25 protein-coding genes are annotated in these 25,720 nt (G+C 63.3%); 8 read left to right on the top strand and 17 right to left on the bottom strand.

Translation table 11 applies throughout. From position 1 onward, the window contains the following. Positions 1–478: 478 nt before the first annotated feature. Positions 479–925, top strand: a complete 447-nt coding sequence (locus BM197_RS07005; RefSeq protein WP_090710050.1) for an Hsp20/alpha crystallin family protein — start codon at positions 479–481, stop codon at positions 923–925. Positions 926–932: 7 nt separating this feature from the next. Beyond that, on the top strand, positions 933–1,469 hold the full coding sequence (locus BM197_RS07000) for a general stress protein (RefSeq protein ID WP_177216755.1): 537 nt from the start codon (positions 933–935) through the stop codon (positions 1,467–1,469). 168 nt (positions 1,470–1,637) lie between these two features. Here BM197_RS07000 and BM197_RS06995 read toward each other — a convergent pair whose 3' ends face one another. The 8 genes from BM197_RS06995 to BM197_RS06960 form a co-directional block, all read right to left on the bottom strand. Beyond that, a complete protein-coding gene (locus BM197_RS06995) occupies positions 1,638–2,153 on the bottom strand; it encodes a FadR/GntR family transcriptional regulator (protein WP_143095020.1) in 516 nt (171 codons plus the stop codon). A 220-nt stretch (positions 2,154–2,373) separates the two neighbouring features. Next, a complete protein-coding gene (locus BM197_RS06990) occupies positions 2,374–3,126 on the bottom strand; it encodes a FadR/GntR family transcriptional regulator (RefSeq protein ID WP_090710047.1) in 753 nt (250 codons plus the stop codon). 13 nt (positions 3,127–3,139) lie between these two features. Continuing rightward, positions 3,140–4,051: a substrate-binding domain-containing protein gene (locus BM197_RS06985; protein ID WP_177216754.1), complete on the bottom strand. Its 912-nt coding sequence runs from the start codon at positions 4,049–4,051 to the stop codon at positions 3,140–3,142. Between the two features lie 68 nt (positions 4,052–4,119). Then, positions 4,120–5,253 (bottom strand): ABC transporter substrate-binding protein, encoded by a 1,134-nt coding sequence (locus tag BM197_RS06980; RefSeq protein ID WP_090710044.1) that lies wholly within the window; start codon positions 5,251–5,253, stop codon positions 4,120–4,122. A 51-nt stretch (positions 5,254–5,304) separates the two neighbouring features. Beyond that, a complete protein-coding gene (locus BM197_RS06975; RefSeq protein WP_090710043.1) occupies positions 5,305–6,582 on the bottom strand; it encodes a sugar ABC transporter permease in 1,278 nt (425 codons plus the stop codon). After that, positions 6,579–7,349, bottom strand: coding sequence for an ATP-binding cassette domain-containing protein (locus BM197_RS06970; protein ID WP_218151839.1), 771 nt, complete (start codon positions 7,347–7,349; stop codon positions 6,579–6,581). The genes BM197_RS06975 and BM197_RS06970 overlap by 4 nt, the downstream gene beginning before the upstream one ends. Positions 7,350–7,368: 19 nt before the next feature. Then, positions 7,369–8,586, bottom strand: coding sequence for a M24 family metallopeptidase (locus BM197_RS06965; RefSeq protein ID WP_090710040.1), 1,218 nt, complete (start codon positions 8,584–8,586; stop codon positions 7,369–7,371). 547 nt (positions 8,587–9,133) lie between these two features. After that, positions 9,134–9,658 (bottom strand): Lrp/AsnC family transcriptional regulator, encoded by a 525-nt coding sequence (locus BM197_RS06960; RefSeq protein WP_245762431.1) that lies wholly within the window; start codon positions 9,656–9,658, stop codon positions 9,134–9,136. Positions 9,659–9,944: 286 nt separating this feature from the next. Between BM197_RS06960 and BM197_RS06955 the strand changes: the two genes are divergently transcribed. After that, a complete protein-coding gene (locus BM197_RS06955; protein WP_090710241.1) occupies positions 9,945–12,266 on the top strand; it encodes a transketolase-like TK C-terminal-containing protein in 2,322 nt (773 codons plus the stop codon). A gap of 150 nt (positions 12,267–12,416) precedes the next feature. Here the strand turns inward: BM197_RS06955 and hxlA are convergent, their stop codons facing one another. Both hxlA and hxlB read right to left on the bottom strand, forming a co-directional pair. Then, a complete protein-coding gene (gene hxlA / locus BM197_RS06950) occupies positions 12,417–13,040 on the bottom strand; it encodes a 3-hexulose-6-phosphate synthase (RefSeq protein ID WP_090710036.1) in 624 nt (207 codons plus the stop codon). Positions 13,041–13,092: 52 nt separating this feature from the next. Then, positions 13,093–13,695, bottom strand: coding sequence for a 6-phospho-3-hexuloisomerase (gene hxlB, locus BM197_RS06945; RefSeq protein ID WP_090710034.1), 603 nt, complete (start codon positions 13,693–13,695; stop codon positions 13,093–13,095). A gap of 100 nt (positions 13,696–13,795) precedes the next feature. On the opposite strand from hxlB, the gene BM197_RS06940 reads away from it, so the two are divergent. Beyond that, positions 13,796–14,641 carry a helix-turn-helix transcriptional regulator gene (locus BM197_RS06940; protein ID WP_090710032.1) on the top strand — a complete coding sequence of 282 codons (846 nt, stop codon included), beginning with the start codon at positions 13,796–13,798 and terminating at the stop codon, positions 14,639–14,641. 36 nt (positions 14,642–14,677) lie between these two features. On the opposite strand, the gene BM197_RS16595 is transcribed toward BM197_RS06940, so the two are convergent. The 6 genes from BM197_RS16595 to BM197_RS06910 all read right to left on the bottom strand — a co-directional run bounded on the left by BM197_RS16595 (position 14,678) and on the right by BM197_RS06910 (position 20,179). Continuing rightward, complete coding sequence (locus BM197_RS16595; RefSeq protein WP_090710030.1) at positions 14,678–15,265, bottom strand: CGNR zinc finger domain-containing protein; 588 nt, start codon at positions 15,263–15,265, stop codon at positions 14,678–14,680. Positions 15,266–15,267: 2 nt separating this feature from the next. After that, on the bottom strand, positions 15,268–16,677 hold the full coding sequence (locus tag BM197_RS06930) for an MFS transporter (RefSeq protein WP_090710028.1): 1,410 nt from the start codon (positions 16,675–16,677) through the stop codon (positions 15,268–15,270). Positions 16,678–16,744: 67 nt separating this feature from the next. Next, positions 16,745–17,389: a cysteine hydrolase family protein gene (locus BM197_RS06925; RefSeq protein ID WP_090710026.1), complete on the bottom strand. Its 645-nt coding sequence runs from the start codon at positions 17,387–17,389 to the stop codon at positions 16,745–16,747. Between the two features lie 50 nt (positions 17,390–17,439). Then, on the bottom strand, positions 17,440–18,441 hold the full coding sequence (locus BM197_RS06920; protein WP_090710025.1) for an ABC transporter substrate-binding protein: 1,002 nt from the start codon (positions 18,439–18,441) through the stop codon (positions 17,440–17,442). A gap of 46 nt (positions 18,442–18,487) precedes the next feature. Beyond that, positions 18,488–19,369, bottom strand: coding sequence for an ABC transporter permease (locus BM197_RS06915; RefSeq protein WP_090710023.1), 882 nt, complete (start codon positions 19,367–19,369; stop codon positions 18,488–18,490). A gap of 9 nt (positions 19,370–19,378) precedes the next feature. Next, positions 19,379–20,179: an ABC transporter ATP-binding protein gene (locus tag BM197_RS06910; protein WP_090710022.1), complete on the bottom strand. Its 801-nt coding sequence runs from the start codon at positions 20,177–20,179 to the stop codon at positions 19,379–19,381. A gap of 315 nt (positions 20,180–20,494) precedes the next feature. On the opposite strand from BM197_RS06910, the gene BM197_RS06905 reads away from it, so the two are divergent. From BM197_RS06905 to BM197_RS06895, 3 genes are read left to right on the top strand one after another with little or no spacing between them, the layout of a single operon-like run. Further along, positions 20,495–21,016, top strand: a complete 522-nt coding sequence (locus BM197_RS06905; protein ID WP_090710020.1) for a PadR family transcriptional regulator — start codon at positions 20,495–20,497, stop codon at positions 21,014–21,016. Then, on the top strand, positions 21,013–21,732 hold the full coding sequence (locus BM197_RS06900; protein ID WP_090710018.1) for an ABC transporter ATP-binding protein: 720 nt from the start codon (positions 21,013–21,015) through the stop codon (positions 21,730–21,732). Before BM197_RS06905 ends, BM197_RS06900 begins: the two co-directional genes overlap by 4 nt. 5 nt (positions 21,733–21,737) lie before the next feature. Further along, positions 21,738–23,849, top strand: a complete 2,112-nt coding sequence (locus BM197_RS06895) for an ABC transporter permease (RefSeq protein WP_177216753.1) — start codon at positions 21,738–21,740, stop codon at positions 23,847–23,849. A gap of 292 nt (positions 23,850–24,141) precedes the next feature. On the opposite strand, the gene BM197_RS06885 is transcribed toward BM197_RS06895, so the two are convergent. After that, positions 24,142–24,393 carry a nuclear transport factor 2 family protein gene (locus BM197_RS06885; RefSeq protein ID WP_090710014.1) on the bottom strand — a complete coding sequence of 84 codons (252 nt, stop codon included), beginning with the start codon at positions 24,391–24,393 and terminating at the stop codon, positions 24,142–24,144. A 114-nt stretch (positions 24,394–24,507) separates the two neighbouring features. On the opposite strand from BM197_RS06885, the gene BM197_RS06880 reads away from it, so the two are divergent. Then, positions 24,508–25,551: an NADPH:quinone reductase gene (locus BM197_RS06880; RefSeq protein ID WP_090710012.1), complete on the top strand. Its 1,044-nt coding sequence runs from the start codon at positions 24,508–24,510 to the stop codon at positions 25,549–25,551. The last annotated feature ends 169 nt before the right edge of the window (positions 25,552–25,720 follow it).

The raw sequence follows: 25,720 nt of genomic DNA, 5'->3' as shown, positions 1-25,720 counted from the left end.
AATCGGGTCGCGGCGACCGCCGCGCCCACGACCGCTCACGCTACGCGCCGGCCCGACTCGCCGTATCGGCCTGCGATGGCAGAACATTGCCGATGGATGCGCCGCCTAGCGCAATCGCCAGGTCCCACCGTTTGCAGCCCAGGCGGACGGCCGTCGGCGGGCGGTCAACTGGTCATCCGGTCCAGTCCATCACGACCGGTCGACAGGGGGGTGCCGCAGCGCTGACGGGGTTCGCCGCAACTGCAGGTCCGTGGATCCCCGGTCCGCATCGGACTTGTCACAATGGGTCAGTTCCGCGAGCGCAGTCCTGTCCACCCAGACCGATGACCCCCCTCCAAATCCGGGCCAGACTGTGGTGCAATTCCCGCGTTGGCTCTTTTCACGGGTCCAGCCGGCGAATCAGTTCAGCCGACGAACGAGACCGCCGAAGCAGCTGCCAGTCGGCCGGCATCCAGCCAACCAGCAATCAGGAGGAATCATGACGTTGATGGGGTTCGACACGATCCGGGATGTGGAGCGAGCTGTCGAGCAAAGCCTGCCCCAGAACAGACGCACGTGGGCGGTGCCGATCGAAGCGTTCCGGCACGGCGACGAGTACACGGTCGCAATCGACCTGCCTGGCGTCTCCAACGACGACATCGATGTCAGGGTCGAGCGCAACGTCGTCTCGATACGTGCTCGCCGAAAGGGGTTGCGCGGACCGGATGACGAGCTGCTTATCGACGAACGCCCCCGGGGCGAATTCGTCCGGCAGCTCTATCTCGGGGACAGTCTCGATAGCCAACGGCTGTCAGCCGTGCTCCGCGACGGTGTGCTCGTCCTGAAGATTCCAGTGGACGAGTCGAGCAAGCCCCGCAAGGTGACAATCAGCTCGTCCTCTGACGACGCGGCTGCCGCCTCCTCCGATGTTCCCGTGAGCCGGTGATTTCGACATGACAGTTTCAGGAACGTCGTCTTCGCCCGACGTGGGGCATGACAGCCAGGTTCTGGCGGTGGTGAATGATTACCGCGAAGCGGAAGCCATCGTCAAGAGGCTGGCGGACCGGGACTTCCCCGTGGAGCATACACGAATCGTCGGGGACGATCTGCAGTGGGTCGAGCATGTCACCGGGCGTCTCACGCTGTGGTCGGCGGTCGGTCGCAGTGCCCTCGGCGGAGCGCTCACAGGCTTGCTGATCTGCTGGCTGTTCACCCTCTTCAGCTGGCTGACTCCCCTCGTTGCAGGACTTCTTCTGGCCCTCTACGGGTTGATCGCCGGTGCGATCATCGGTGGTGTCATCGGCGCGATTAGCTACGCGCTCATGAGTAGCCAGCGGAACTTCGTCTCGGCCGCGACGCTGCGCGCCACCCGTTACGAGGTCCTCGTGGACACTGCCTGGGCGCGGGATGCACTGCGCATTTTGCATGGCGAAGGGCCCGATTCGTCGGATTCGAAGAACGACTCGGCGACCCGGGACGGAGACCTCTGACGGCGAAGGCCGTCGGAATCGAATTCGGTACGATCGCGTCGGTAATCGCCGCCCTCCAGCCGACCGCCCTTCGGCGCAACCGTGGAACCCATTCGGCAACGGATGTGCGGGAGTTCTCCCAGTACACGATCGACGCGGCGAAAGTGGCACCGCCCGCTGTGGCATCTGTTACATGCTGTCGAGCGGTGCACCCGCCCGGTGAAGCGCTGCCTCGAGCAGCTCGAGGTCGATGCGGGCGTGCTCACGTGCGATCGCGCTGGCGGCATCCGGCTGGGCGTTGCAGATAGCGGTGACCAGGTTCTCGTGGTCGATGAGAGCGCGGGCTTCCATCTGGCGCATGCCGCCGGGTTCGCCCCAGAGGTGTGCGGGGGCCGAGATGCTTACGCGCGACTCGAGTTCCACAAGCACCGACTGCAGGGTCGCGTTGTGGGCGGCGTCGCTGATTGCGATGTGCAGCAGTTCGTCGGCCTTCTGCGACTGGAGCCCAGACTCCGCGAGCCGGAAGGCCTGCAGGCGCTCGCGTATCCGCTCGATGTCATCGTCCGTGCGGTTCTCCGCCGCGGCTCGGGCAATGGTGCCGTGCAAGCGGCTTACCGCCTCGCAGGTGTCGCGCATTTCGTTCCAGCGCCCGCTGAGAGTGCGGTGCACCGACGCGTTCGACGTCGACGTCCACTGCTCGCGCACGAACGAACCTCCGCCGCGGCCGCGCTGCGTCTCGAGGAGGCCCTGCGCTACCAATGGGTCCGGCGTCGATGGAAGCCCGGTCAAGAGCTGAGTGGTGACCGTCCACGGCCCAACAGACCAGTACCGGCTTAATTGATTGGAAGCGAATGGCCGATCAGCGCCAACGCGGTACCACGGCTCAAGTTATCACTGCGCTCGAGGACGATTCCGCGCGTTAGGTCTATGAGATGTGATTGAGACGCTGCAGCATTAGAGCCGCGGCCCGATCGGGGTCTGGAAGCGCGATGGCGGCAACTATATCCTCATAGTCGGCGAGTGCGTGGGCATAGACGCGACGTGTGCGGGAGTTCGGTCGCTGAGCCAGGACACGCGAGGTCGCCCGGATTAGGGCCATCATGATCGACAGACGGACGTCGTTGTGGGTCGCCGCGGCAATGGCTATATGGACATCCCCGGTGAGCCGATCGAGCTGCCCAGAAGGTGGCCCGCTGGCGCCCATAGCCGCGCGGAGACGATTAAGGCTGTTGGAGATCACTTCCATGTCCTCGTGAGTCGCTCGGCGCGCAGCGAGTGAAGCGTTCTGAGACTCGAAATCGCGCCTGAACTCCTCGATCTCCCACTGGTTTGTCCGCCGCAGAACGAGCATCGAGTCCAAGGCTTTACCGACCCGCGCTGCGCTCGGTTTGGAGACGAAGATGCCGCCCCCGCTTCCCAAGCGCACTTCCACTAGACCCTCAGACTCCAGGGCGCGAAGCGCCTCGCGCAGTGTAGTCCGGCTCACGCCAAGCTGTTTGGCCAGATCTCGCTCGGACGCAAAACGGCTGCCAGGCAAGTATCGACCGCTGAAGATAGCCCGGCGTATCTGGTCGACGATCCCCTCGAACGAGCGCACACGACGGACCTCCTGGATGTCGCCTCCGTTCTCGGTAGGGTCCAAGTTGTCGCCGGCCCCGGACGCATGGCTCTCGGTCATCGTGATTCTCCTCTCACCATGTCGTCCGGCGCTGGTGCAGGAACTGGTCGATATTCTTGACTGTGATCACTGACGCCGCCAACTCAATGCGACTCGGCACGTCCCGACCACGCAGTGCGTCGATGGCCGCATGAACGGCGGCGTCGCCATCAAACTCGGTTCGAACTGTCATTGCGAAGGGTCCGCCTGACCATATCTCACACAATGCGGCCTGTTGACCATCCACGCCGACGATGAAAGTACTCGCATGGGGATCCCAACGGACCAAAGCGTCCATCGCCCCGAGCGCCATCTCATCGTTCTCGGCGAACACTGCATCCACGTGCGGATGCTGAGTCAAGTATTGCGTCATCAGCTCGAACGCCGAGTCACGTAGCCAGTCGCCTGTTAGGTGCCCGGTGATCTCCACCTGCGGATACGATCGTTCGAGTTCGAGCTTGAATCCGCTACCGCGCAGCCGAGCGTTCGAGGACTCCATCGGTCCGTAGAGCACGACGATCTTACCGCCGCTGACTCCAAGCCGTTTGCCTATGTACTCAGCTGCCTGTGCCCCCACCCATTTTTCGTTCGACCCAACGTAAGTCGTGTACGGCACGTCATATTCATCGGAAGGCAGCCCGCTTGCGAAGATAATCAGTGGTGTGCCCGTTTCGGCGACACGGCGGTACATTTCATGGGATTCCGCTCCCGACAGGCTGCTGATGATCACAGCATCGACCCCCTGATCAAGCATCCACTGCACGTTCTGAGCTTCCACTTCCGCGCTGCCCTCTGCGTCTGTCACGACGATACGAGCGCCGGCCCGTCGAGCCGCTTCCTTGATCGTCTCAACATTGGCGATGCGGAAGGGATGATTCATCACGAACTGCGAGAACCCGATGAAGGGCTGTGGTTCCGCCTCTGACTCGGTGTTGCGCTCGGTCATGCTCATTCTCCTTAGCGGCGGGGTCCCGGGGCCGGTCATGTTATCCCGGCCCCAGGACGCATTCTCGACTAACCGCAGACGCCCTCGGCAGGCACTCCGTTGCACAGGGTATCGAGGCTGATATATCCATCATCCACGACGACCTGCATGTTCTCCTTTGTGACGACGACAGTCTCAGTGACGGCCCACGGCGCCGTTTCACCGTCGATCGTATCGACGGCTTCACCGCCGAACAAAGATTCATCCGGTGTCTCACCATTGAGGATCGCTGCGGCGATGGTTGCGGCATTGGTCGCCTCGGTCTTGAAGGCGGGGTAGATGGTCATTGCCTGAGTGCCCAACAGAATTCGCTGGAGCGCGGCGGGCTCTGCGTCGAGGCCGGTAACCATGACCTTTCCTTCGAGCCCTGCGGTCTTCAGCGATGCGATTACGCCGCCCGCCATCTGATCGTTTTCTGAGAGCACCGCCTGGACGTCGTTGCCGGACTGCGCGAGGAATGCGTCCATCTGCGACTGAGCCTCTGACGCGAGCCACTCGGGAGTGAATGCCTCGCCAATCAAGGTTCGCTCACCGCTGTCGAACAGTGGCTGCAGGACCTCCAGGTACCCTTCACGGAACACGTGCGCGAGCGAGGTTGCTTCCCATCCGTTGATCAGGACGATGTTGTCACCTGATTTGGTGTTATCAGCGACGAATTGTCCCTCCTGGTTTCCGATGGCAATGGGATCGAAACCCACGAAATAGTCAATCGGCGCCTCGGTGATCTGGTGCACGTACGCAATCACCTGTACATCATTTTCATGCGCAAGGTCCACGATTGCGCCTGCCGAGGTCGGGTCCACGGACACGACGATCAGAACCTTTGCTCCCTGCGCGATCGCCGTACGAGCTTGAGAGAGCTGCGTGTCGGGTGAGCTCTCCGCGTTGAACGAGATCACCTTTGCCTCCGGATCGATCTCTTCAAGCGCATCGGTGACGTTGGGAACGTCGACTTGGAACCAGCGTGAGGTGGTGCTGTCTGACATCAACATAGCCACGACTTTGGTGTCGTCCCCGGAGTTGTCGTTCTTCCCGGTGCCCTCCTCGGCGATGATGGCGCCACATCCTGACGTCGCTAGCAGTGCCGTAGTTCCCAGTACAACCGCCAGCGTGCGGACGAGCAGGTGGGCTTTCGGGGGGCGTGAACCTCTTGTGAAAAACATCGTTGTTCCTCTCTATAGTGAAGGTGCTTCAGGTGGATGGTGTTGCCTCGGTCATTGTTGTGTTGGTGCCGGTCGATCACCGCGTCCAAAGCGCCGGCTGAGCCATGAACGCGACGGTGCGGAAGTGCGGTTTGCAATGCGTCGGCGCAAGATAGCGTCGACCGCGACGGCTGCAACGAGGATCGCACCCTGAAGGATCAGCTGGAGATCCGCGCCCTGATTGGTGATGTTGAGACCTTGAACCAGGGTCGCCAGCACGGCGGCTCCGATGAACGCGGCCCAAGGTGAACTGCGGCCGCCGAAAAGGCTGCACCCACCGATGACGGCCGCAGCGATGGCTATCAGGACGAGGCTGCCGCTGCCGGTCAAGGTGTCCGCGGTTCCTCCGCGGGCTGTGATGTACACACCGCCGAGTGCGGCAAATCCACCGGAGAGACCGAACACGACCACTCGCACCAAATCGGGGCGGTATCCGGCACGGCGTGCTGCCTCCCGATTGCCGCCGACCGCGTACACGGCTCGACCAACACGCGTCTTCTGGAGAATAAATCCCATAAGACCAACTAGCCCCGCGAAGATCCACAAGACCATCGGTACACCGCTGCCTCGGCTAAAGAGAGCGACGCAACCGAACGCTGCAATCGCGATGCCCGCTACCGCAGCGCCACGCCGTAGCCATGCATCTGAGGACGCTCCCTTTCTTATCAAGGGAACGAATCGCTCGAGGCCGCAGACCACGACCACCACGAGTGCAAGAAACCAGCTGACAGGCTGAGTTACGACTCCGCTGCCGATGACATCCAACTCGTCGCTAACGACATTCAGCGTGGTGTCATTCAGGATCATCAGCTGCAATCCTTGCCAACTAAGCAAACCGCCCAAAGTGATAACGAACGAGGGAACGGCAAGTTTGGTTACGAGGAGACCCTGTATGACGCCGGCCGCCATCCCTGCCGCGATTCCCGCGATGATGCTGACCCACCAGGGGAAGTGCATCACTTGGAGGAGCGTGCCCGTGACCGCGGATGCGAGACCCGCGACCGAACCGACAGAGAGGTCGATCTCACCGAGAGTGAGCACGAGCACAACACCGAGAGCGACGAACCCGTAGCTCACCATGGACAGCACGATGCTCTGGAGTGTGAAGCTCCCCAGCATCACTGGCGCAACAGCTGCGAAGAACACGTAGATGATCGCGAGGGCCACCAGACCGGGGACCGGATTGTAGCCCCCGTTCTCACGCCTCATGGAGTACGCCTGATTCGAGAAGCCTTCGACGGGTTTGGCCGCCGAAGGGGCGAGCCGTGAATCTAGAGCGGTCGTCGTCATACCTTCTCACCTTCTTCTACCTTCGATCCAGTGATGGCCGAGACGATCGCATCGCCCTCCATCTCCGCGCCTACGAGGGTCGTCGCAATGCGGCCAAGTCTGAGCACCGACACCCGATCAGCGAGCCGTAGGATTTCGGGCACGGAGTGCGAGATCAGGACGATCCCGTATCCCGATGACTTGAGTTTCTCGATCAGGGAGTAGACGAGGTCTCGTTCGCGCACACCGAGGGCCGCAGTCGGCTCGTCGAGGACGATGATGTTCGCCTCCTCCAGCGATGCGCGAACAATTGCGATTGCTTGCCGCTGTCCACCCGAGAGAAAGCTCACAAGTGTTTCCGTGCTCGCCAGGGTTCTGATCCCGAGGTCAGATAACGCCGTCCTCGCTTTGACGTGCATGGCGTCGGTGTCAATCATGCCCAGCCAAGCTCGCCAGCCGCGCCTACGTGGCTCTTGGCCGAGCATGAGGTTTGCCGCGGCGCTGAGGTTGTCACACAGGCTGAGATCCTGGTAGACCGCAGCCACCCCTGCGTTGGCTGCTTCTTTCGGCGTGTTGAAATGAACGAGCTTGCCGTTGATCTTCATGCTACCGCTCGAGGGCGCATGGACACCGGTGATGATCTTCACCAGGGTCGACTTGCCAGCTCCGTTGTCGCCAGCCAGCGCGACCACCTCGCCCGCGTGAACCGTCAGGTCGACTCCAGTGAGAGCGTTCACTGCACCGAAAGACTTACTGATGTCTTTCAACTCCAGAACAACCGCGTTCATGTCTGCGGCTCCCATTTCGTTAAGGAAGCTCGATGGGGTGGTTGAGCTTCGGGATGACAGGAGCGTCAGCCGGCTTGGTCACCCAATCCCAGTTGTTGACGTAGTCGTAGTGGGTCAAAGACTGAGCACCCTCTTCACGGAGGATCACGACGTCCTCGATGCGGGTCCCTCCAATGCCCGGGAGCAGGAGGGTTACCTCGAAGGCAAAACTCTGATTTGCCGTCAAAACCCAATCGCTACCAGGACCGATCACGGGGCCTTCCTCTTCCGGGTCCATCCCGGTTCCGTGCGCGCAACCGCGTCCCTCGCCCGCGGAGTGGCTGTAACCCGCGGCGCGGATTATGTCGTCGGCGGCGACGTCCGCTTCCTCGCCAGTCATCCCGACACGCAGGGCGTCGTATCCCGCCTGCCACGCTTCCAAGCAGGTTTCTTGCATTCGCTGTGCGTCCCTCGAGACCGGGCCGAAAGAGACGCCGCGCGCCATGTCGGACGAGTACCCGTTGTAGCGGCAGCCCATGTCGATAAGGATGGTCTCGCCGTGTTGGAGCTTGCGGTCAGTTGGGTGCGCGAGGAAGTAGTTCGCGGAGTTCTCGCCGGTCTGCACCATGATGTCGAACGATGAAGTGTCGGCTCCGTTGGCGTACATTGCCGCGTATGCGGCCCGAGCAAGCTCTCGCTCGGAAACCCCTTCGTAAGTGTTCTGGCGCACAGCCTCGATGCCAATGTCTGCCAAGCGACCGGCGACGGCCATGTTGCGAATCTCGGCCTCGCTCTTGATCGATTTGAAGTAGTCGAGGAAGCCGGTCGGCACGATTTCGATGGAATCAGGGAGGGATGCTTTGATGATGTCCAGGAACTCAGCCGCTAGGTACTTGTAACCCGCGATCGCGACCGTGCGCACCGTGCCTGAAGCCGCGTACTCACGAAGGACATTCGCGAGCTGCTGGCGGATTCCTCGGACGTCATTCATCCAGGTGCAGTCCTGCGCGTAACTGACCAGGCTGCCTTCAGCCAGAAGGATCGGATCGCCCTTTTGCGGTAGCACGACCATGGCCGGGTAGGGGAACACGCCGTCGAACGCGCGGTAATTCGCGAGCCAACGAACATTGCTCATCCGATAGCTGTCCGACCAAGCCAGAAGCAGGTCGTAGCCCTCTTCAGACATTTTCGCCTGAGTCTTGGCGACTCGCCCCCGATATTCGTCAACAGTGATGTCCTGCACGTCGGTGTGAAGCATCGAAACTCCTTTGTTTTGATATGACCAATGGTTGGACCATTATGGAAGACGGGTTCGAGATCTGTCAACAGTTTTGTTATAGGCAACCGTTTTCTCGCATGACCAGCGAATCGCTGACTCGCGTCCGAGGCAGCGAATGGTCAGACCAGCACGGGCGATATCCGCTCCGTGCTCTACGTCTCCGCCGCCCTAAGACGGTAAGGATCCGGATACGCCCATCCACGCGATAGGACTAATGCCTCCGGAAGTCATGGGGGATCGATACCGCAGTCTGCTCGAAGGCCGACGAAGCGAGTGAATGCCAGAAAGAAGAAGAGTGGGTAGGCGAGCGAAAGCCGGCCTACTCGACCTTGTGGGGGTCCGGCGGGTTCAAGGTGCTTCGCATTGGAACGCGGCTTCGCGCGCCACCTATGGGTGTGGCGATGATGAAGCCCGGGCCTCGATGGCGTAGCGAGGTGTGGTTCATGTCAGGGCGATTACCTGTCTTCCGATGCCTGGGTCCTGGCGAGAATGGCCTGAGTCGGAGAACACTTTGACGCCGCGCTTTTCATCGATGGGGGAGTGGAGGGGCACGTCGTGGCCCGGCCGGCCGAGATCCCGTTGAATCCGCTCCGATGAGTTGTGCGATCCGGTGTTCAACGAACTCGCCCATTACCAGGCCGGTGGTGGTCCGCTTGACGCCATCAATGTCGAGTATGTGACCGGCAATTCTGTAGAGGTCCTCGGCGTCTCGCGCCACAACGTGCACGAGCAGGTCAGCCACTCCAGCGAGGCCGTGCACCTGAACAACCTCGGGAATCTCGGCGAGAGTCCCCGAAATGGCGCTGAGCTTGCGTTGCTTGACCGTCGTGAGAATGAACGCTTCCAATGGAAAGCCGAGAAATGCTGGATCGAGGCGACGTTCAAAGGACCGCAGAGACTTTTCGGCGGCGTATCGCGCCAGCCGGGCCCTGACTGTGTTTCGAGCTAGCCCAGTCGCCTCGGCAAGCGCGAGGTTCGTAGCATCCGGATTTGCGATGAGCGCACGAAGAAGTGCAGCGTCGATGTCGTCGGCCCGCCGTGCTGTGTCCACAATGATCACTCCGTCTCGATCGGTACCCCAGCGTAGTGCGCAACCTGCGCAATTCACGCATCGTGTGTTGCGCATGATCGTCAGGAGTGGTCAGATTGCAAGTCAAAACACTCGTGCGTGGCTCTGTTTCAAGCTCGCGTAACACGGCTCGGTCCACAAGATCTGCCGCACAGCTATTCCGGCGGCGCACACCCGTTCGCCCCGTGGACAACGTTCTCTTCAGCGCCGAAGGTCTCCCATGAACATCACTGCCCTTTCCTATTCACCGACGACACCCGCCGCCTTGATGACGACACCCGCCGCCTTGATAGAGAGCGCGGAGCGTGACATCGCCCTTCAACAGATCGAGAAGCGCGTTCTCTGGCTGGCCACGTCGATCGTCCATCACGCCAACAAAGTCCGCCCCAACACCTCCGGCGTTAAGGTCGGCGGGCACCAGGCGTCGAGCGCGTCGATGACCACGATCATGACCTCGCTCTGGTTTGAGCAGTTGCGGGCTGAAGACCGCGTGTCGGTCAAGCCGCACGCCTCTCCCGTACTTCATGCGATCAACTACTTGACCGGTCAGCTTGGCGAGGAGTACTTGACGACTCTGCGTCAGTTTGGTGGGCTGCAGAGCTATCCGAGCCGCACGAAAGACCCTGACGCCGCGGACTATTCGACGGGATCCGTGGGGATCGGTTCGACTGCTCCGATCTGGGGCGCGATGTCTCGTCGCTACACCGAAACGCTCACCGGTTGTCCGAACCGGGGCCGGCAATACTCGTTGGTGGGCGACGCCGAACTTGACGAGGGTGCGATCTGGGAAGCGGTGCTTGATGCTTCGGTGCAGGACCTAGGTGAAATCGTCTGGATCGTCGACCTCAACCGCCAGTCGCTCGACCGTGTCGTCCCGAATATTGCTGCTGGCAAGATCGAGAAGCTCTTCGATGCGGCCGGTTGGCAGGTGATCACCGTCCGCTTTGGCCGTAGGCTCGAGAGCCTGATGGCACGACCAGGAGGCGACAGCCTCCGCCGTCGGCTTCTGGAGATGTCGAATCCTGAATACCAGCGGCTGCTACGTTGTGCCGCAGATGACCTACGCCAGCGGCTGCCAGGCGCCGGTGTAGACGCTGCGGCCATTGGCGCGCTTATCGCGGATGTTGACGACCCGACCCTTCTCGCCGCGATCCGCAACCTCGGCGGCCACGACATCGACGCGCTTCGCCGTGCCTACGCCGAGATTGACGACACGCGGCCGAGCGTCATCATCGCTTACACCGTCAAGGGGCATGGCCTGCCGCTCGAAGGGCACCCACAGAACCACTCCTCGCTGCTCTCAGTCGAGCAGTACGAGCAGCTCGCAGCGTCGCTCGGCGAGAACGCTGCGGCGCCATGGTCGCGCTTCACGGTGGATTCTGCCGCTGGTCTGATCTGCACAGCCGCGGCCGAGCGCCTCGAGCGTCCCACGATCCAGACAAGTGCCCCCCCGGAGGTGCCGACCGACCTGGGCCGGACACCCACGGGTATCGCCACCACTCAAGCAGCCCTCGGCCGCGCCCTCCTCGACCTCACTCGGGTCGCCCCTGAGGCCGCCCGTCGTGTCGTGACGGTGAGCCCAGACGTGAGCTCGAGCACGAACCTCGCTGGCTGGATCAACAAAGTCGGTGTGTGGTCGACCGAAGAACGCCGCGACTGGTTCGACGACGACCGTGAAACAATGCTGCACTGGCGCGAGCGTCCGTCCGGCCAGCACATCGAACTCGGCATCGCAGAGGTGAACCTTGTTGGTCTCATCAGCGAGCTCGGAGCCACGTGGAGCCGCTGGGGCGAGACTCTGTTCCCGATCGGCACAATTTACGATCCGTTCGTCGAGCGCGCGCTGGAGCCATGGTCGTACGGCATGTACGCGGGAGGCCAATCCATTCTCGTCGGGACGCCGTCGGGTGTCACGCTCGCCCCCGAAGGCGGCGCGCATCAGTCCATCAAGACACCGTCGATCGGGCTCGAACAACCTGAATGCCTGAGCTACGAGCCCGCCTTCGTCGTCGATGTTGAATGGGCGTTACTAGCTGCGATGGGACAGCTCGGACGGCCCGGCGGTAAGTCGGCGTACCTGCGCCTCTCGACGAAACCGATCGATCAAAAGCTCGCCGCAGTGCCCGAGGATCCGGCGGCTCGAGAGCGCCGCCGCCGTCATGTGGTGGCCGGTGCATACGTTTTGCGCGCGGTCGACCAGCCAGCGGTCCAGATCGCGACGATGGGCGCACTGGTTCCCGAGGCACTCGCGGCGGCTGACCGACTCGCCGACCAGGGCGTGGCGGCCGAGGTGGTGTGCGTTACGAGCCCGGGCCTGTTGTTCGAGGCCTTGCAAGCGCGGCGCGGGCTCGGTGAAGGGCCGTCGTGGATCCTCGACCAAGTCTTCCCGGTCGGCCGTGCTGTCCCGCAGGTGACAGTAATCGACGGACACCCGCACACTCTCGCGTTCCTCTCCAGCATCAACAACGTACCTGCCCGGAATCTAGGGGTGTCGGGCTTCGGACAGTCCGGCGACATCGACGACGTCTACCGGCACCACGGCATAGACACCGACAGCATCGTGCGCGCAGCGCTGGACGTGAAGATATGAGCGTGAACAGCCGACGTAGGTAGCGGATCGCCATGCAATCACAGGCTTCGCTTCAGTCATTCCCACAACTTGGCAGCGGCTTTGCCGCGACAGGATCAGACCGCATGGGTTCGCGGGTGTTCCGCGAACCCATGCGGACACCGACTCGGTCTAGACGATCGCGGCGCGCAATTCCGCGGCAGCGGCGCCGACATCCGGGGCGCCATAGATGGCTCCGCCAGCGACGGCAACCTGGGCACCGGATGCCTGGACGGAGGCGATAGTCGACGCATTGATTCCGCCGGCGACCGAGAACGGCGAACCGGATGCTTCTCCGTCACGCAGGAGGGTGGCGAATGTGAAGCCCTCTTCAGCCTGCTCGTCGAGCCCGGCGTGCATCTCGACGAACTCGGCGCCGAGGGCGACGACCTCGCGGGCACGGGCCGGCTTGTCGGCAACACCGATCAGGTCGACGACGATGCCTTTGCCATGCTTCTTCGCGGCTTTCACCGCTCCCGTGATGGTGCTGTCACCGGCGACGCCGAGAACAGTGACGAGGTCAGCGCCTGCGGCGAACGCGATGTCGGCCTCGAGCTCACCAGCGTCCATCGTCTTGAGGTCGGCAAACACGATCTTGTCTGGGTGCGCAGCCTTCACGGCGGTGATGGCCGACAAGCCTGCGCTCTTGATGAGCGGCGTGCCGAGTTCGAGGATGTCGACGTGCGGCGCGGCGGCAGCGGCGAGCTCGAGCGCTGCTTCGGTGGTCAGGGTGTCCATGGCGAACTGCAACTTCATGGTGTCTCTTTCTGGTTGTGGTGCGAGCCTTCGTGTATGCACGGAGGCGGTGTCATTCAAGATTCGAGTGCCGGGGCCAGAGCTCGTCTGCGCTCCGCCCCGAACGCAGCCAGAGGCTGTGGAACACGGCGTCGCCGAGCAGCATGACGGTCTGCTCGAACAGGCCGCCCGCGTACTGCGTAGAAACGTTGCCGGAACGGTCCAGTTTTCCCGCGGCCGGCACGACCACGACGGCGGTGGCGAGTGCGGCCAACGGCGACTCTGCGGCTGTCGTGATGACGGTGACGCTGGCGCCGGCCTTCACCGCGGCATCCGCCCCACGAACGATCGATGTCGTCGTTCCCGAGCCGCTTGCCGTCAGCAGCACGTCGCCAGGGCCGATCGCCGGCGTGGTCACATCGCCGACGACGTGCACGGTCAGGCCGAGGTGCATGAGGCGCATGGCAGTCATCTGCAGGGCGATGCCGGAGCGGCCCGCCCCGAGCACGAAGATCCGCCGGGCAATCGCGAGGGTTTCGGCGAGGCCGTCGAGGTCGTCCGCTCGGTGTGTCATCACCTCGTCGGTCGTCGCACCGACTTCCTCCATGATGAGGGAGAGGGATGCCGTCACGCCGGGTGTTGAGGGCGTCAATGCGTCGGAGTTCGCAGCAGTCATGTATCCATAGTCGCCGGGTTGGGGTCGCGACGCGCCCGCCCGGCGGTGGAGTGGCCCTACCCATTGCGGTAGGTACAGGTTGGGCGGGTAGGTTGAAGCGATGAGCAACAACAACGCCCTTGGTCCGGTCTCTCGCAGGCTTCAGCTCGAGCACGCCCAGGCGGTGGCGGAGCAGGCTGATCGGCATGCTGTGACGCTCGAGTCGATTCTCGCGGTCCTCCGTTCGACGCGACTGGACGACCGCGCAAGTCGCGCGACGGCGCTCGATCTGGCATCCGCTGCCCTGATCGAGTTACGCAGCACGACCGACCAACAGCTGGGCACCATGCTGGAGCCGGTGGATGGGGCGTTCGCCCGGCTCCGTTCCGACCTTCGTCCGCTCGCGCGCTTCGGCGGCCTGGACGTGCAGTTCGTCGAACCGCCGACCGGCGGGCGGGCGCTGCCGGGGGAGGTGGCTCATGCGGCTCGCGCGATCGTTCGCAGCGCGGTGCTCGCGCTTGTCGACCAGGAGGAGGCGAAACGGGTGCGCATCCAGTGGGACTGCGATGGACTCAACTTGCTCATCGGCATCCGCGACGACGGTCAGGGCGAGATCAGCGCCCACGACGACGCGCTCAGGCCCATCGCCGAACGGGTCGCTGTTCTCGACGGCGACCTGGAGGTGTCGTCGACGACAGGCTGGGGGACATCCCTCGACATTCGGCTCCCGCTCGACCCTCCGGCAGAAGCCGAGCCGCTCGAGGACTCGGTGGTCTTCAGCCCGCGGGAGCGCGATGTGCTCCGCCTGGTGGCATCGGGAGCGCGCAATCGTGCGATCGCGGATCAATTGGGCATCAGCGACAACACCGTCAAGTTCCACGTGTCGAATCTGCTCCGCAAAGCGGGCGCTCGGTCGAGGGGAGAGCTGACAGCGATTGCCGCGAGCTCGACCAGGAACAGGACCTGACTCAACGGACCCTCGCCGTTTCGGTGTTCTGCGAGGTCAGTATTCGCGTCGTCGACGGAATGCCCGCACCTTCTCGCGGTTCTGACAGCGCACCGAACAGAATCGTCGCGACGTGTTACGAGTGACGTCCAGGAACACTCGATCGCAGGCGATTGCCTCGCAGGTGCCCAAATATGCCCAGTGCCCCGACGAGACGAAGGACGCGAGCGCCGCCGCGCTACCCGTGGTCCATCCGGCATGGGCCGGCAGCGTGTGGTCGTGATAGTGCAGTGACCACGGTTCATCGACCGAGAGGTGCAGGGCAGAAGGGTATTTGCCGAGCAACATGTTCAGGAGGGCGATCGCCTCTGGCACACGCTGGGACCCAAGGGCGAAAAAAATGCGTTGAAGCGAGAGGGCAAGAGCAAGAGTTTCTCGCGCGTCACTTGGCTCAAAGTCGGATTGGTTGTCGGAAAAGCCCGCGAACGCGGCGTTTGCCGTATTCGCGACGTCCACTGGCGAAAGTCCAGGCGCGAATACGTGCCCATGCTCGTGACCCGGAGCGAGCGCGTTGACCAGCTCTATCGCGGCGAGCACAACGCGGTCGCGGTGCGACCCGCTGAGGGGAGTGCGTGTTGCGTCCATGGCTAACTTTCTACCGGAGCGATGACCGATTGAGTCTCTGGCGCGGTCCCCGGTCGGAGGAGGAGGGCGATCACAAGTGCCAGTCCTCCAGCTGCCACAGCGCAAAGCATGACGTTGCGCATACCCACGGTCAACTCAGCCGGGTCTGTTGAGTGGAGGTTGAGCCCAACAACCGTCGACGCGAGCGTCGCTCCGACGTAACGGAACGTCTGGAAAAGTCCGGTCGCGGCTCCGGTCGCAGCCGAGTTCACCCGTTGGTAGAGGGAGCTCTGCAGAGTGAGCGTCGTGAGGTTGTTCGGCGACGCCGCGGCGACGGCGAACAGAGCCGCGGCGAGCAGGGGAGTGGCCGGGGTTAGGAAGGACAGGGCGACGGCTCCGCCGAGGGACAGGCAGGCCATGCCGACGAGGATGTGCTGGCCGTGGCCTCCGTAGACGAACCGGCTCAGCAGGAGGGTGATGGTGACGCCGATGACGGCGATGGGGAAGGTGACGAGTCCGCTTTGCACCGGCTGGAGGTTGTGCGCGAGTTGCAGCCAGGTCGGGAGCGATACGATCACCGCGAAGAAGGTGAAGTTCGCGAGAAGGTACTGCACCAGAACGACGGGTGTTTTCGGATCCGCGAACAGAACGCGGGAGTCGATGAAGGGGTAGGCGGCACGCTTCTCACGAACGACCAGCAGTACGAGGGCGATCGCGAACGCACCGAACCAGAGAAGCATCGCGGGGTTCGCGAGTCCGACGATGCCAACTTGGAGCGCAGCGATCGCGGTTCCGAGAAGGACCGCTCCGAGGGCATCCGTTCTCGTCCATAACCCCGTAGTGCTCGGAACCTTTTCGACTTCCGAGTCTCGCGGTAGTGTGACCATCGCGATGATGGCGCCGAGCAGCGCGAAGGGGATGCCAAAGACGAACGGGCCGCGCCAGCCGAGCAGCTGCACCATGGCGCCGCCGACGAGTGGTCCGGCGACGGCGGCGAGGGAGTTTATCCAGGTGATCGATCCAACGGCGCGAGCAGAGGCGTCGGGATCGGCGAGCAAACTGCGCCGAACGATGATGAGGCCGGCCGGAAAAGCGACCGAGGAGCCGACAGCCTGCACGAGCCTCAGTGCGATGAGCCATTCGATCGTGGGAACGAACTGGGCGAGAGAGCAAGCCAAGGCGACAAGAAGGAGCCCGCCGACGAAGACACGACGAGCTCCGAGCAGGTCGGCGATGCGGCCCATGATGGGCTGGGCGACGGCCCCGGCCAGGTAGTAGACGGTGATGAGCCAGGTGGCGCTCGCCGCCGTTGCCGCGAAACTGTCGCGGATGGAGGGGAGCGCCACCGCCATCATCGAGCCATCGAGGGGGTTGAGCACCGTTCCGAGGACGACAGTCGCGATAATCGTCCGTGACCGGGGTTGGGTCGTCACGGCTGTCGTCCTTTCGAGTGGTGCGGGAGGCGTGGTACGGGAGGCGTGGTGCGGTTTCGATCGGGTGTTACGCGACGGCGAGTGCCTGAGCCGGCGCCCAGATCGACGCGAGCTCGGTGCTCGTGGTGACTGTGCCGAACTGCTTGCCGACCACCGACACCGATGCGTCGTGTGCGGCCTGGCTGTACGACGCCGCGCAGTCCTCGACGAGGCTCACCCAGTAGTCCGCGAACAGGCCATCGCGCAGGCTCGACTCGACACAGATCTCGGTGGCGACTCCGGTGAAAAGCAGCGACTGAACGCCCAGTGTGCGCAGCAGGATCTCGAGGTTGGTGCCGATGAACGCGCTGTAGCGGTACTTGATCACGACGTGGTCACCGGGTTGCGGCGCCACCTCGTAGAACTCGCCACCCCAACTGCCGGTGCGGCAAGTGATGCCCGGACGCTCGGTGCCCGGACCGGCATCGACGCGGCCGAGCCACTGCGGCGAGTCGTTGGTCTCGTCATGGATGGTCTGGATGAACACCACGGGCATGCCGACCTCACGCGCGTTCTCTATCAGGCCCTGCAGGCGCGGCACCATCTCCACGGCGGCCGAGACGTCGTTGCCGACGCCGGCGAGCGATCCGTCGGGTGAGCAGAAGTCGTTCTGCACATCGACCACGATGAGGGCCGTGTGTGCGGGGTCATAGCGAAAGGGAAAGTGCGTCATTATTCGTGTCCTGTTCGTGTTCGAAAAAAATGAGGAGCGGATGCGAGTGCTTACGGCATAAAGGAACGGTCAAGCAGTGACTCGACGGTCACCTTTCCGTCGTCGACGAGCAGCCCGGCCGCGCGGGAGACGTCGAGGTCGAGTTGGATGCCCTCGTCGGAGATGTCGATGCCGTCCCAGAGTTCGTCGGCGTAGGCCCGGTCAAGGGTGGGCTGGAGCACATCGGCGGTCATGGTCGGGAATTCGGTGGCGGCGAGCTTGGCGGTGCCCTCCTTGTCGGTGAGGACAAAGTCCATGCCCTTGCCGAGCGCGGCGGTGAACGCCTTGACGGTGTCTGGGTCCTCCTTCGTGGTCTTCGAGTCGATGACGATGGAAGAGTAGGCGAAGTCACCGAGTTCAGCCGGAACGTTGACGATTGGTTCGGTCCAGATGCCCTCGGTGATGCCCTGGCCGAGCACCGGTTCGGTGGTCACCGCGATGTCGGCCTTGCCGGCCTCGACGAGGGCGATCTCGGAACCAGACTGGTCGTTGTTCGTGATCACCATGTCGGCCGGGTCGATGCCAAACTGCTGCATGAGGTAGAGCGAAATGATCTCGGGTGATCCGCCGTGTCGGCCGATCGCTATGCTCTTGCCCTTGAGCGAGCCGGCCAGGTCGTCGGGGTCGATCTCGACGTCGGTCGCCGCCGTCCAGTAGATGTTCGCCTTGTTGACGACGCCCGCGATGGTGACGAGCTCGGCGCCCTTCGCGTTGGCGATGGCTCCTGATTCGGGCCCACCGATGAAGCCCCAGGCGTCGCCGCTGAGCACGGCATTGACGTGGGCACCTCCGGTGAGGGTGGTGATTTCGACGTCGAGCCCGGCGTCTTCGAAGTAGCCGTTTTTCATGGCCGCGTAGAGCGGCAGGTAGCCGACGCCGTGCACGGGTTCGGCGATCATGATCTTGGTGAGACCTTCGGAATCGGAGGTTTCACCGGCGGCTGACGCGGAGCATCCGCTCAATACGGCAACCGTCGAAAGCGCGGCCAGGGTGGATAGAACGGTCTTTTTCACGGAGCTCTCCTGTAGAAGGGGGTGGATCACACGGGGGATGAGGGGATTAGCCGCGGATGGCGCGGAGCAGCAGCTTCTCGAGCAGAAGCACGGCGAGGTAAAGCACAAACGAGAGGATGCCGAGTGTGAAGACCCCGACCCAGATCAGTGAGATGTCGAAGCTCGACGCCGCGAACTGGATCATCTTGCCGAGGCCCTCTTGTGAGCCGATGTACTCGCCGACGATCGCACCGGTGAGTGCGAGGCCGATGCTCACCCGGAAGCTCGCGACAATCGATGAGATTGTTGACGGCACGACCACCTTGGTGAACACCTGCCAGCGGCTCGCGCCGAGAGAGTAGAGCAGTGTCTGCAGGTCACGGTCGACCGCGCGGACCGCGGTGTGCGTGTTGAGCACCTGGATGATGATCACGAGCGCCGTGGCCATGGCGATCTTCGACTCGATTCCGATGCCGAGCGCGAGCACGATCATCGGAGCGAGGGCGAGCTTGGGCATCGCCTCGACCGCGATGAGCAGCGGTTCTGAGGTGCGGGCGTAGAGCCTCGACCACCAGAACGAGAGACCGATCACCGCGCCGCCGACGACACCGAGCACGAAGCCGGCGATCGTTGAGGTGAAGGTGAAGAGCGTGTCGCCGAGCATGGTGCCGTTGGAGAACGCGATCACCGCTGACTCCCACACCATGCTGGGCTTTGACCAGAAGAAGGTGTCGACGACGTCGGCATCGGCGAGCAGCTGCCAGGCGGCGAACAATGCGATGACGATGCCGGCGGCGAGGGTGGCGACGAGCCAGCCCTTCGGCTCGCTCGGGAAGAGCTGCCGGCTGCGCACCCGTGGCGCGCGTCTCGGCAGGTCGGAGAGGGCGACCATCGCTGCACCGACCTGGGCGGTAGCGGTGATGGGTTTCTCGAGTTCGATTGTGCTCACGGCGGTGCCTCAGTTCTGTCCGGTGGCGAGAAGGTCGAGGATTTCGGTTTTCAAATCGATAAAGCGGGCGGATGTCACGACCGCCGGTTTGCGCGGACGGTCCAGATCCACCGGCAGCTCGGCGATGATCCGGCCGGGTCGCGGTGACATCACGATGATGCGGTCGGAGAGGTAGATGGCCTCGTCGATGTCGTGGGTGACGAAGACGACGGTCTTCTGGAAGTCGTCCCAGAGGTCGAGCAGCCACTCCTGCATGGTGGCGCGGGTCTGGGCATCGAGCTTGCCGAATGGCTCATCGAGGAGGATGACGTCGCGGTTGAACAGAATGGTGCGGAGGAGGGCGGCGCGTTGCCGCATGCCGCCGGAGAGCTGGTCGGGGCGGTGGTTCACGAACTCGCCGAGTCCGTATGCCTGCAGCATCGGCAGTGCGATCTCGTTGGCGCGTTTCTTGGAAACGCCGGAGACTTCGAGTCCGATGGTGACGTTGCCGAGTACCGAGCGCCAGGGGAGGAGCAGGTCTTTCTGCAGCAGGTAGCCGACGTGGCCCTGCTGGCCGACGATCGGGCTGCCGTTGATCGAGATGTCACCGGACGTCGGCTGGTCGAGTCCGGCGACCGCGTTGAACAGGGTGCTCTTGCCGCAGCCGCTCGGACCGATGATCGACAGAAACTCGCCGGGCTTCGCGGTGAACGACGCGTCGACGAGGGCGCGCGTTTCGGTTCCGTCGGGCGCCGTGAAGATACGGGTCAGGTTGGTGACCGTCAGGTCGGATTGCTGGGTGCTGTGCGGTGCTGGAGCTGTAATCGTCATCTCTCACCTCAGTGTCGTGGGATGACATCAGTGTGGAGCCGTGACATTGCCCGCCAATTGCTCGACGGTTTCGCTCGTGTAACTCCTGCAGGCGGACTAGACAGTTACATCGGTCGTCGTTTGAGCCACGCGACATCGATGCGTCGTCGGTACGGGTTTGATGCTCGTGGAACGCGGGGGAGCGCTCTACGCGATTGCGATCCTTTTGTTCTATGACCGTGGAGGACGCCCTGAAACGGAGGTTTCTTGACTGCCGCACTATCCGCAAGTCCAAGCTATTCACTGAGCGTATACGCGAAGTGTATAGTGTTGTGTATGGATACTTCTCTGGCGTTCCTGGGCCTCGTGGAGGCACGGCCGGGACATGGGTATGAGCTGAAGCAGCTTTATGACGAGCACTTCGGCGGCGCAAGACCTCTGGCGTATGGCCAGGTGTATGCGATGCTTGCCCGTTTTGCCCGTGATGACCTGGTCGAAATGGTGGGTGTCGAGGACGGATCGGGTCCGTCCAGGAAGCAGTACCGGATTCTGCCTGACGGTCGAAAACGCGTCATCGAGTGGCTGAAGACGACGGACGCAGACGCAAGTGTGTCGCGCACGAATCTGTTCGCAAAGGTTGTAATCGCTCTTCTTCTTGACGAGGACGTCACGCGAATCCTCAACGCTCAGCGCAGCGCCCTGCTGAATGCGATGAGGCAACTCACCCGAGCCAAACAGAACGCCGCGCTGCTTGATGTGCTCGCGTACGACCATGCGCTCCTGCGCGTCGAAGCGGACATCCGGTGGATCGATATGGCGGAAGCACGACTCACGAATCTCAAGGAGACATTGGCATGACACAACTCGAACACATAGGCCCCCCGCGGGTTGCACCGGCACTTATCACCGCCCGCGGGCTTGAGAAGCACCACGGGCAGACACATGCGCTTCGCGGCGTGGATGTCACCATCCGCCAAGGCGAGATCGTCGCGGTGATGGGTCCTTCCGGGTCCGGAAAATCGACGCTGCTGCATTGCCTCGCGGGAGTGATCACTCCCGACACCGGGGAGGTGACCATTGGTGACACGCGGATCAGTGACCTCAGTGAGGATCAGCGCTCCTTGTTCCGGCTCACTCGATTGGGGTTCGTGTTCCAGTTCGGGCAGTTGCTGCCAGAACTCAGCGCCGAGGACAATGTGGCGTTGCCGCTGATGCTCGGAGGCACAAGGCGTGCGAGAGCTCTCGTGCAGGCGCACTCGTGGCTGGAACGTCTCGGGCTCGCAGGCATGGAACGTCGCCTTCCTTCGGAACTCTCGGGTGGGCAGGCGCAACGCGTTGCCCTGGCCCGCGGCCTCGTGAATGCACCGGCGGTGCTCTTCGCGGACGAGCCCACTGGCTCGTTGGACTCTCTGACCGCGGAGAGGGTGATGGAGACCCTCACCGACGTGGCGCGGAGCACGCGCACCACTCTCGTGATCGTCACACACGACGCACGAGTCGCGGCCTATAGTGACCGTGAGATCTTCATCCGTGACGGCAGCGTCACGAGCCCGGCTCTCGAGAGCGCAGTCTGATGGGGGTGCTTCGTCTTCTCATATTCGGCACACGTGGCAACTGGGTGCGCCTCGCAGGCATCGTTGTCGGGGTAGCCATCGGTGTGTTACTCGCGCTGCTGCTCGTCGCAGGCGCGAACGCGCTGGAGACCCGCGACATTCGCTCCTCTTGGCTTCAGCCGGCCGTGAACGACCTGAGCACCGCGACGACCGATGACACTATCGCGGCACGATCGGACGACATCTTCGGCGGCGAACGGATCGATCGACTCGATATCGCCGCACCGGCCCACGCACAAGCGGTGCTTCCCGGTATGGAAGTCCCGACCCCGGGCACATACAAGGCCTCGCCGGCGCTCACTGAACTGATCAAGAACACGCCCTCGACGCAACTGCAGGACCGCTACGGTGAACAGGTCGGCACGATCCCGGAGAGCCTTCTGGCTAGTCCGGACTCGCTCGTGGTTGTCGTAGGCGGGACACCTGAGGGGGTCTCGGCACTGTTATCCGCCGGAGTGGTGGACAGCTTTTACGCCGGCGCTTACGGGGGCAATCAGAACTATCAGACGATCGCGCTGGTCGGCGCACTGGCCGTCCTCATTCCCGCTTTCCTGCTCGTGGCCGTGTCCACCACCTTGGGGTCGGCAGCACGAGCTGAGCGGTGGCAGACGCTGCGAACGATCGGCGCACCCAGAAAGCTGGTGAAGCGAGTTGCCCTGGCCGAGGCGGCAGGAACCGCCGTCCTTGGCGCGGCACTCGGCGTGGGCGGATTCTTTGCCTTGCGCCCTCTGCTCGCGCTCCTCCCCGTCGCGGGCGAACGACTCATTGCCGACGATCTCGCCGTGTCGAACACGGTGGTCCTCGTCGTCGCGGTTGCCGTGGTCATTGGAGCTGTCGTGGCAGCCCTACGAAGTGCCCGGCGCACCGGCAGCAGCGCGACGTCGCAGGCTGTGTTCGAGGCCGCCCCCCGCTTCGCGCGGGTGATCCCGCTGCTGGCGGGTCTAGGCTTGTTCTTCCTGGTTAAAACGTTCGCTGGGCAGATTCCGGTGCCGCTCGTTATCCCGATCGTCGCGAGCTTCGCTTTGATCGCGATGGGACTTCTGATCGCGGGCCCGTACTTCACCTGGCTGACGGGGACGTGGTTCGCGCGCCTCGCTCAGGCCGGCGACGCCGTCATCGCCTCCCGCCGCATTGTCCGTACACCCCGAGCCGGGTTCCGGTCGGTTGCGGGGCTCGTCGCAGCGACGTTCCTGATCAGTGTCTTCGCGTTCTCAGCATCCGCCAGCGGGAGCGCAGGCTCGTACACCTCGGAGCCGCTCCTGCCCGAGAACGCTGTCGCTGCGAACGTCAAACTGGACACCGACATCGCAGGTGCGTCGGTCAAGGAGCGCCTCAGCCGAGTCTCCGGAATCACCAGCGTGCACTTCACCTACACCGATGGTGAAGGGATTTACATCGCAGGCGACGATGCACGGATGCTGACCAACCACGCTTTCGCTGGCGACATCGGCGAACTGACCGGCGGCATCTACTCGCTCGCGCCCGACGGTCCGGCCTTACACGAAGCAACCATTTCCACGCTCGACGGCCTGCGCATCAACGACATCATCGCGCAGACCGATAGTCGGGCTCCCTCCATCGAAGAAGCCCGAACCGCCTTGCTGACCTTCGAGGGCGTCGATCGTTCGGCAGGCGTGTGGACACGTGCCGAGCATGTAGTCGACACAGACAGTGACCTCGCGACGCAGTTCGCCGAGATTGGGCGCCTGGCGATTGTCCTCGTCACCTTCCTCACCGCGGCAGTCCTCGCGATTGCAACCACGGCTGCGCTCTATGACCGGAAGCGCACTCTGAGTTTGCTGCAGCTCATGGGCATGCCCCGAAATACGTTAGCAAGAATCATTTCCTGGGAGACTCTCGTCCCCCTGCTCAGCATTCTGGCGCCCGCTGTCTTCCTCGGGTGGTTCACCGCATACATGCTCATCACGAGCCTTTCCTCACGATCACTCAGCTGGCCCGACTCCCTCCTGGGAATAGCACTCGCCGCCACTGGTCTGATGGTCGTGGTCTCGATCCTGCTCGCGGCACGCGTCGGCAACACGATCATGCGGTCCTCAGAAAACAACCGTCGGGAATGAAACCTTCAAATCTTGCCTCGAACGAATAGTCCGCAGAACGCCCCGACTTCCGCCCGCGGGCACGCTCGTCGTAGGTGAGGTGCCGCCAGCCCGACCCCAGCTCGGCGATGACCCGCCGCCAATAGCCTTGGGTGGCGAACTGTCCGTTGAGGTAGACCACGGAGGGCCCCGAGCCCCCTGAATCGGTGACGGCGAGAGCCGTGTCGTCGACCGGCACCCTGCCGGTCCAGGGCGGGGTTGTGCTCAACGTCGGAAAGCGGTCATATTGAGCCCCGTATCGGTCTGGAGGCGGTCACTCGGCGAGACCGAGCTGCTCGAGCTGGTTCAAAACGTCGTAGTAGCGGCGCTCGTCGACAATGAGGCCGTTTTCATCGAAGCGGCTGAAGAACGCAATATTGAACTTAAGAGATCTGCCTGTCGGTGGGATCTCCCCGGACGGCAGCGCTGACCCGTGGCGGCGCAGTGCGCTCCTCTCAACCTCGACCGGTCGAGTTCGCGTCGGGGAGTGTCCGTCCACGTCGCCGACACCATCGGTGAGGGACATTCATGAGCTGCGTCTTGTGCGGCCGTCACCGTCTCGCGCGCCGGATCCGAACCTCCCTACCTCCACGAGAAGGGTCACGGGAATACTCGCCGCCGCCCGATCCTTGGACCCATCATGCGAGCCATCATTTACTCACGTTCCGGCCCTTCGTCCGTCCTCGAACTCGCCGAACGCGCGCCCGCCACGCCCGGCCCGGATGAGGTCCGAGTCCGTGTCGCCGTGTCCGGCGTCAACCCGACGGATTGGAAGGCCCGCGCGCGCAAGCCCGCCGAGTTCGGAGAGGTTGTCCCGAACCAGGATGGCGCCGGGGTCGTCGATGCTGTCGGCTCGGACGTCGAAGATCTGAGGATCGGCGACCGTGTGTGGATCTTCCTCGCCGCCCACCAGCGTCCGACGGGGACAGCGCAGGAGTTCACGGTCGTGCCGGCAAGCCGAGTCGTCCGCCTGCCCGACAGCATCGAGTTCGACGTCGCCGCCAGCCTGGGCGTTCCCGCGATGACCGCCCACCGTGCGCTCACGGTGCACGAGTTCGGCCCGGCGCGTCTCGCACCCGCCGCCCTCGACGACCGTGTGGTGCTGGTGCAGGGCGGAGCAGGGGCCGTCGGGCACGCCGCGATCCAACTGGCGGTATGGGCGGGTGCCACCGTGATTGCCACGGTGAGCAACGACGACAAGGCGGCACTCGCCCGCGCCGCGGGCGCTCATCACGTTTTTCAGTACCCGGATGGCGAGCTCTCGGCCAAGGTGTATTCCGTCGCTCCAGGCGGTGTCGACCACGTTGTCGAAGTCGCGCCCGCTCAGAACGCTGCGCTCGATGTCGAGGTGCTCGCCAACCACGGCAGCATCGCGTACTACGCGAACAACAACGGTGACGAGTTCACCGCTCCGATCACGACCAGCTATGCGAAGAACGTTCGCTGGCAAGGACTGCTGCTCTACACCGTGGGGCGGGAGGCACTCACCGTCGCCGCGGAAGACATCACTGCCGCGCTCGAGGCGGGTGCTCTCCCCGTGGGCGCGGAAGCCGGGCTGCCCCTGACGTGGTTCTCACTCGAGGACACGGCATCCGCTCACGATGCCGTTGAACACGGAGTCACCGGAAAGGTGCTCATCAGCGTCGCGGACGACCTGCGCAAAAAGGATCCCCAAGCACGGTAACTGAGGACCACGCGGCTCGCGTGAAGCCTCGCGACTGCACGATCACCATCGACAGTTCAATTGGTCCAGATACCGGACCGTCTGCAGATAGATCCGCTTGAGGTCAACGTCCCGCTGAGGGTTTCTCTGCTGGGGCCACCGGAAACGGTAGGAACTGCCCAATACGGCT

This window comes from Mycetocola miduiensis, from assembly GCF_900115155.1.
Classification (GTDB): domain Bacteria; phylum Actinomycetota; class Actinomycetes; order Actinomycetales; family Microbacteriaceae; genus Mycetocola_A; species Mycetocola_A miduiensis.
The sequence above is the reverse complement of the archived record's forward strand: the minus strand, read 5'-3'. Positions and strand labels throughout refer to the sequence as shown.

What these genes read in the sequence shown, in the direction of transcription:
- BM197_RS07005 (WP_090710050.1), top strand. Translation starts at nt 479, where the DNA reads ATGACGTTGATGGGGTTCGACACGATCCGGGATGTGGAGCGAGCTGTC.
- BM197_RS07000 (WP_177216755.1), top strand. Translation starts at nt 933, where the DNA reads ATGACAGTTTCAGGAACGTCGTCTTCGCCCGACGTGGGGCATGACAGC.
- BM197_RS06990 (WP_090710047.1), bottom strand. Translation starts at nt 3,126, where the DNA reads ATGACCGAGAGCCATGCGTCCGGGGCCGGCGACAACTTGGACCCTACC.
- BM197_RS06985 (WP_177216754.1), bottom strand. Translation starts at nt 4,051, where the DNA reads ATGACCGAGCGCAACACCGAGTCAGAGGCGGAACCACAGCCCTTCATC.
- BM197_RS06980 (WP_090710044.1), bottom strand. Translation starts at nt 5,253, where the DNA reads ATGTTTTTCACAAGAGGTTCACGCCCCCCGAAAGCCCACCTGCTCGTC.
- BM197_RS06975 (WP_090710043.1), bottom strand. Translation starts at nt 6,582, where the DNA reads ATGACGACGACCGCTCTAGATTCACGGCTCGCCCCTTCGGCGGCCAAA.
- BM197_RS06970 (WP_218151839.1), bottom strand. Translation starts at nt 7,349, where the DNA reads ATGAACGCGGTTGTTCTGGAGTTGAAAGACATCAGTAAGTCTTTCGGT.
- BM197_RS06965 (WP_090710040.1), bottom strand. Translation starts at nt 8,586, where the DNA reads ATGCTTCACACCGACGTGCAGGACATCACTGTTGACGAATATCGGGGG.
- BM197_RS06955 (WP_090710241.1), top strand. Translation starts at nt 9,945, where the DNA reads ATGACGACACCCGCCGCCTTGATAGAGAGCGCGGAGCGTGACATCGCC.
- hxlA (WP_090710036.1), bottom strand. Translation starts at nt 13,040, where the DNA reads ATGAAGTTGCAGTTCGCCATGGACACCCTGACCACCGAAGCAGCGCTC.
- hxlB (WP_090710034.1), bottom strand. Translation starts at nt 13,695, where the DNA reads ATGACTGCTGCGAACTCCGACGCATTGACGCCCTCAACACCCGGCGTG.
- BM197_RS06940 (WP_090710032.1), top strand. Translation starts at nt 13,796, where the DNA reads ATGAGCAACAACAACGCCCTTGGTCCGGTCTCTCGCAGGCTTCAGCTC.
- BM197_RS16595 (WP_090710030.1), bottom strand. Translation starts at nt 15,265, where the DNA reads ATGGACGCAACACGCACTCCCCTCAGCGGGTCGCACCGCGACCGCGTT.
- BM197_RS06925 (WP_090710026.1), bottom strand. Translation starts at nt 17,389, where the DNA reads ATGACGCACTTTCCCTTTCGCTATGACCCCGCACACACGGCCCTCATC.
- BM197_RS06910 (WP_090710022.1), bottom strand. Translation starts at nt 20,179, where the DNA reads ATGACGATTACAGCTCCAGCACCGCACAGCACCCAGCAATCCGACCTG.
- BM197_RS06905 (WP_090710020.1), top strand. Translation starts at nt 20,495, where the DNA reads ATGGATACTTCTCTGGCGTTCCTGGGCCTCGTGGAGGCACGGCCGGGA.
- BM197_RS06900 (WP_090710018.1), top strand. Translation starts at nt 21,013, where the DNA reads ATGACACAACTCGAACACATAGGCCCCCCGCGGGTTGCACCGGCACTT.
- BM197_RS06885 (WP_090710014.1), bottom strand. Translation starts at nt 24,393, where the DNA reads ATGTCCCTCACCGATGGTGTCGGCGACGTGGACGGACACTCCCCGACG.
- BM197_RS06880 (WP_090710012.1), top strand. Translation starts at nt 24,508, where the DNA reads ATGCGAGCCATCATTTACTCACGTTCCGGCCCTTCGTCCGTCCTCGAA.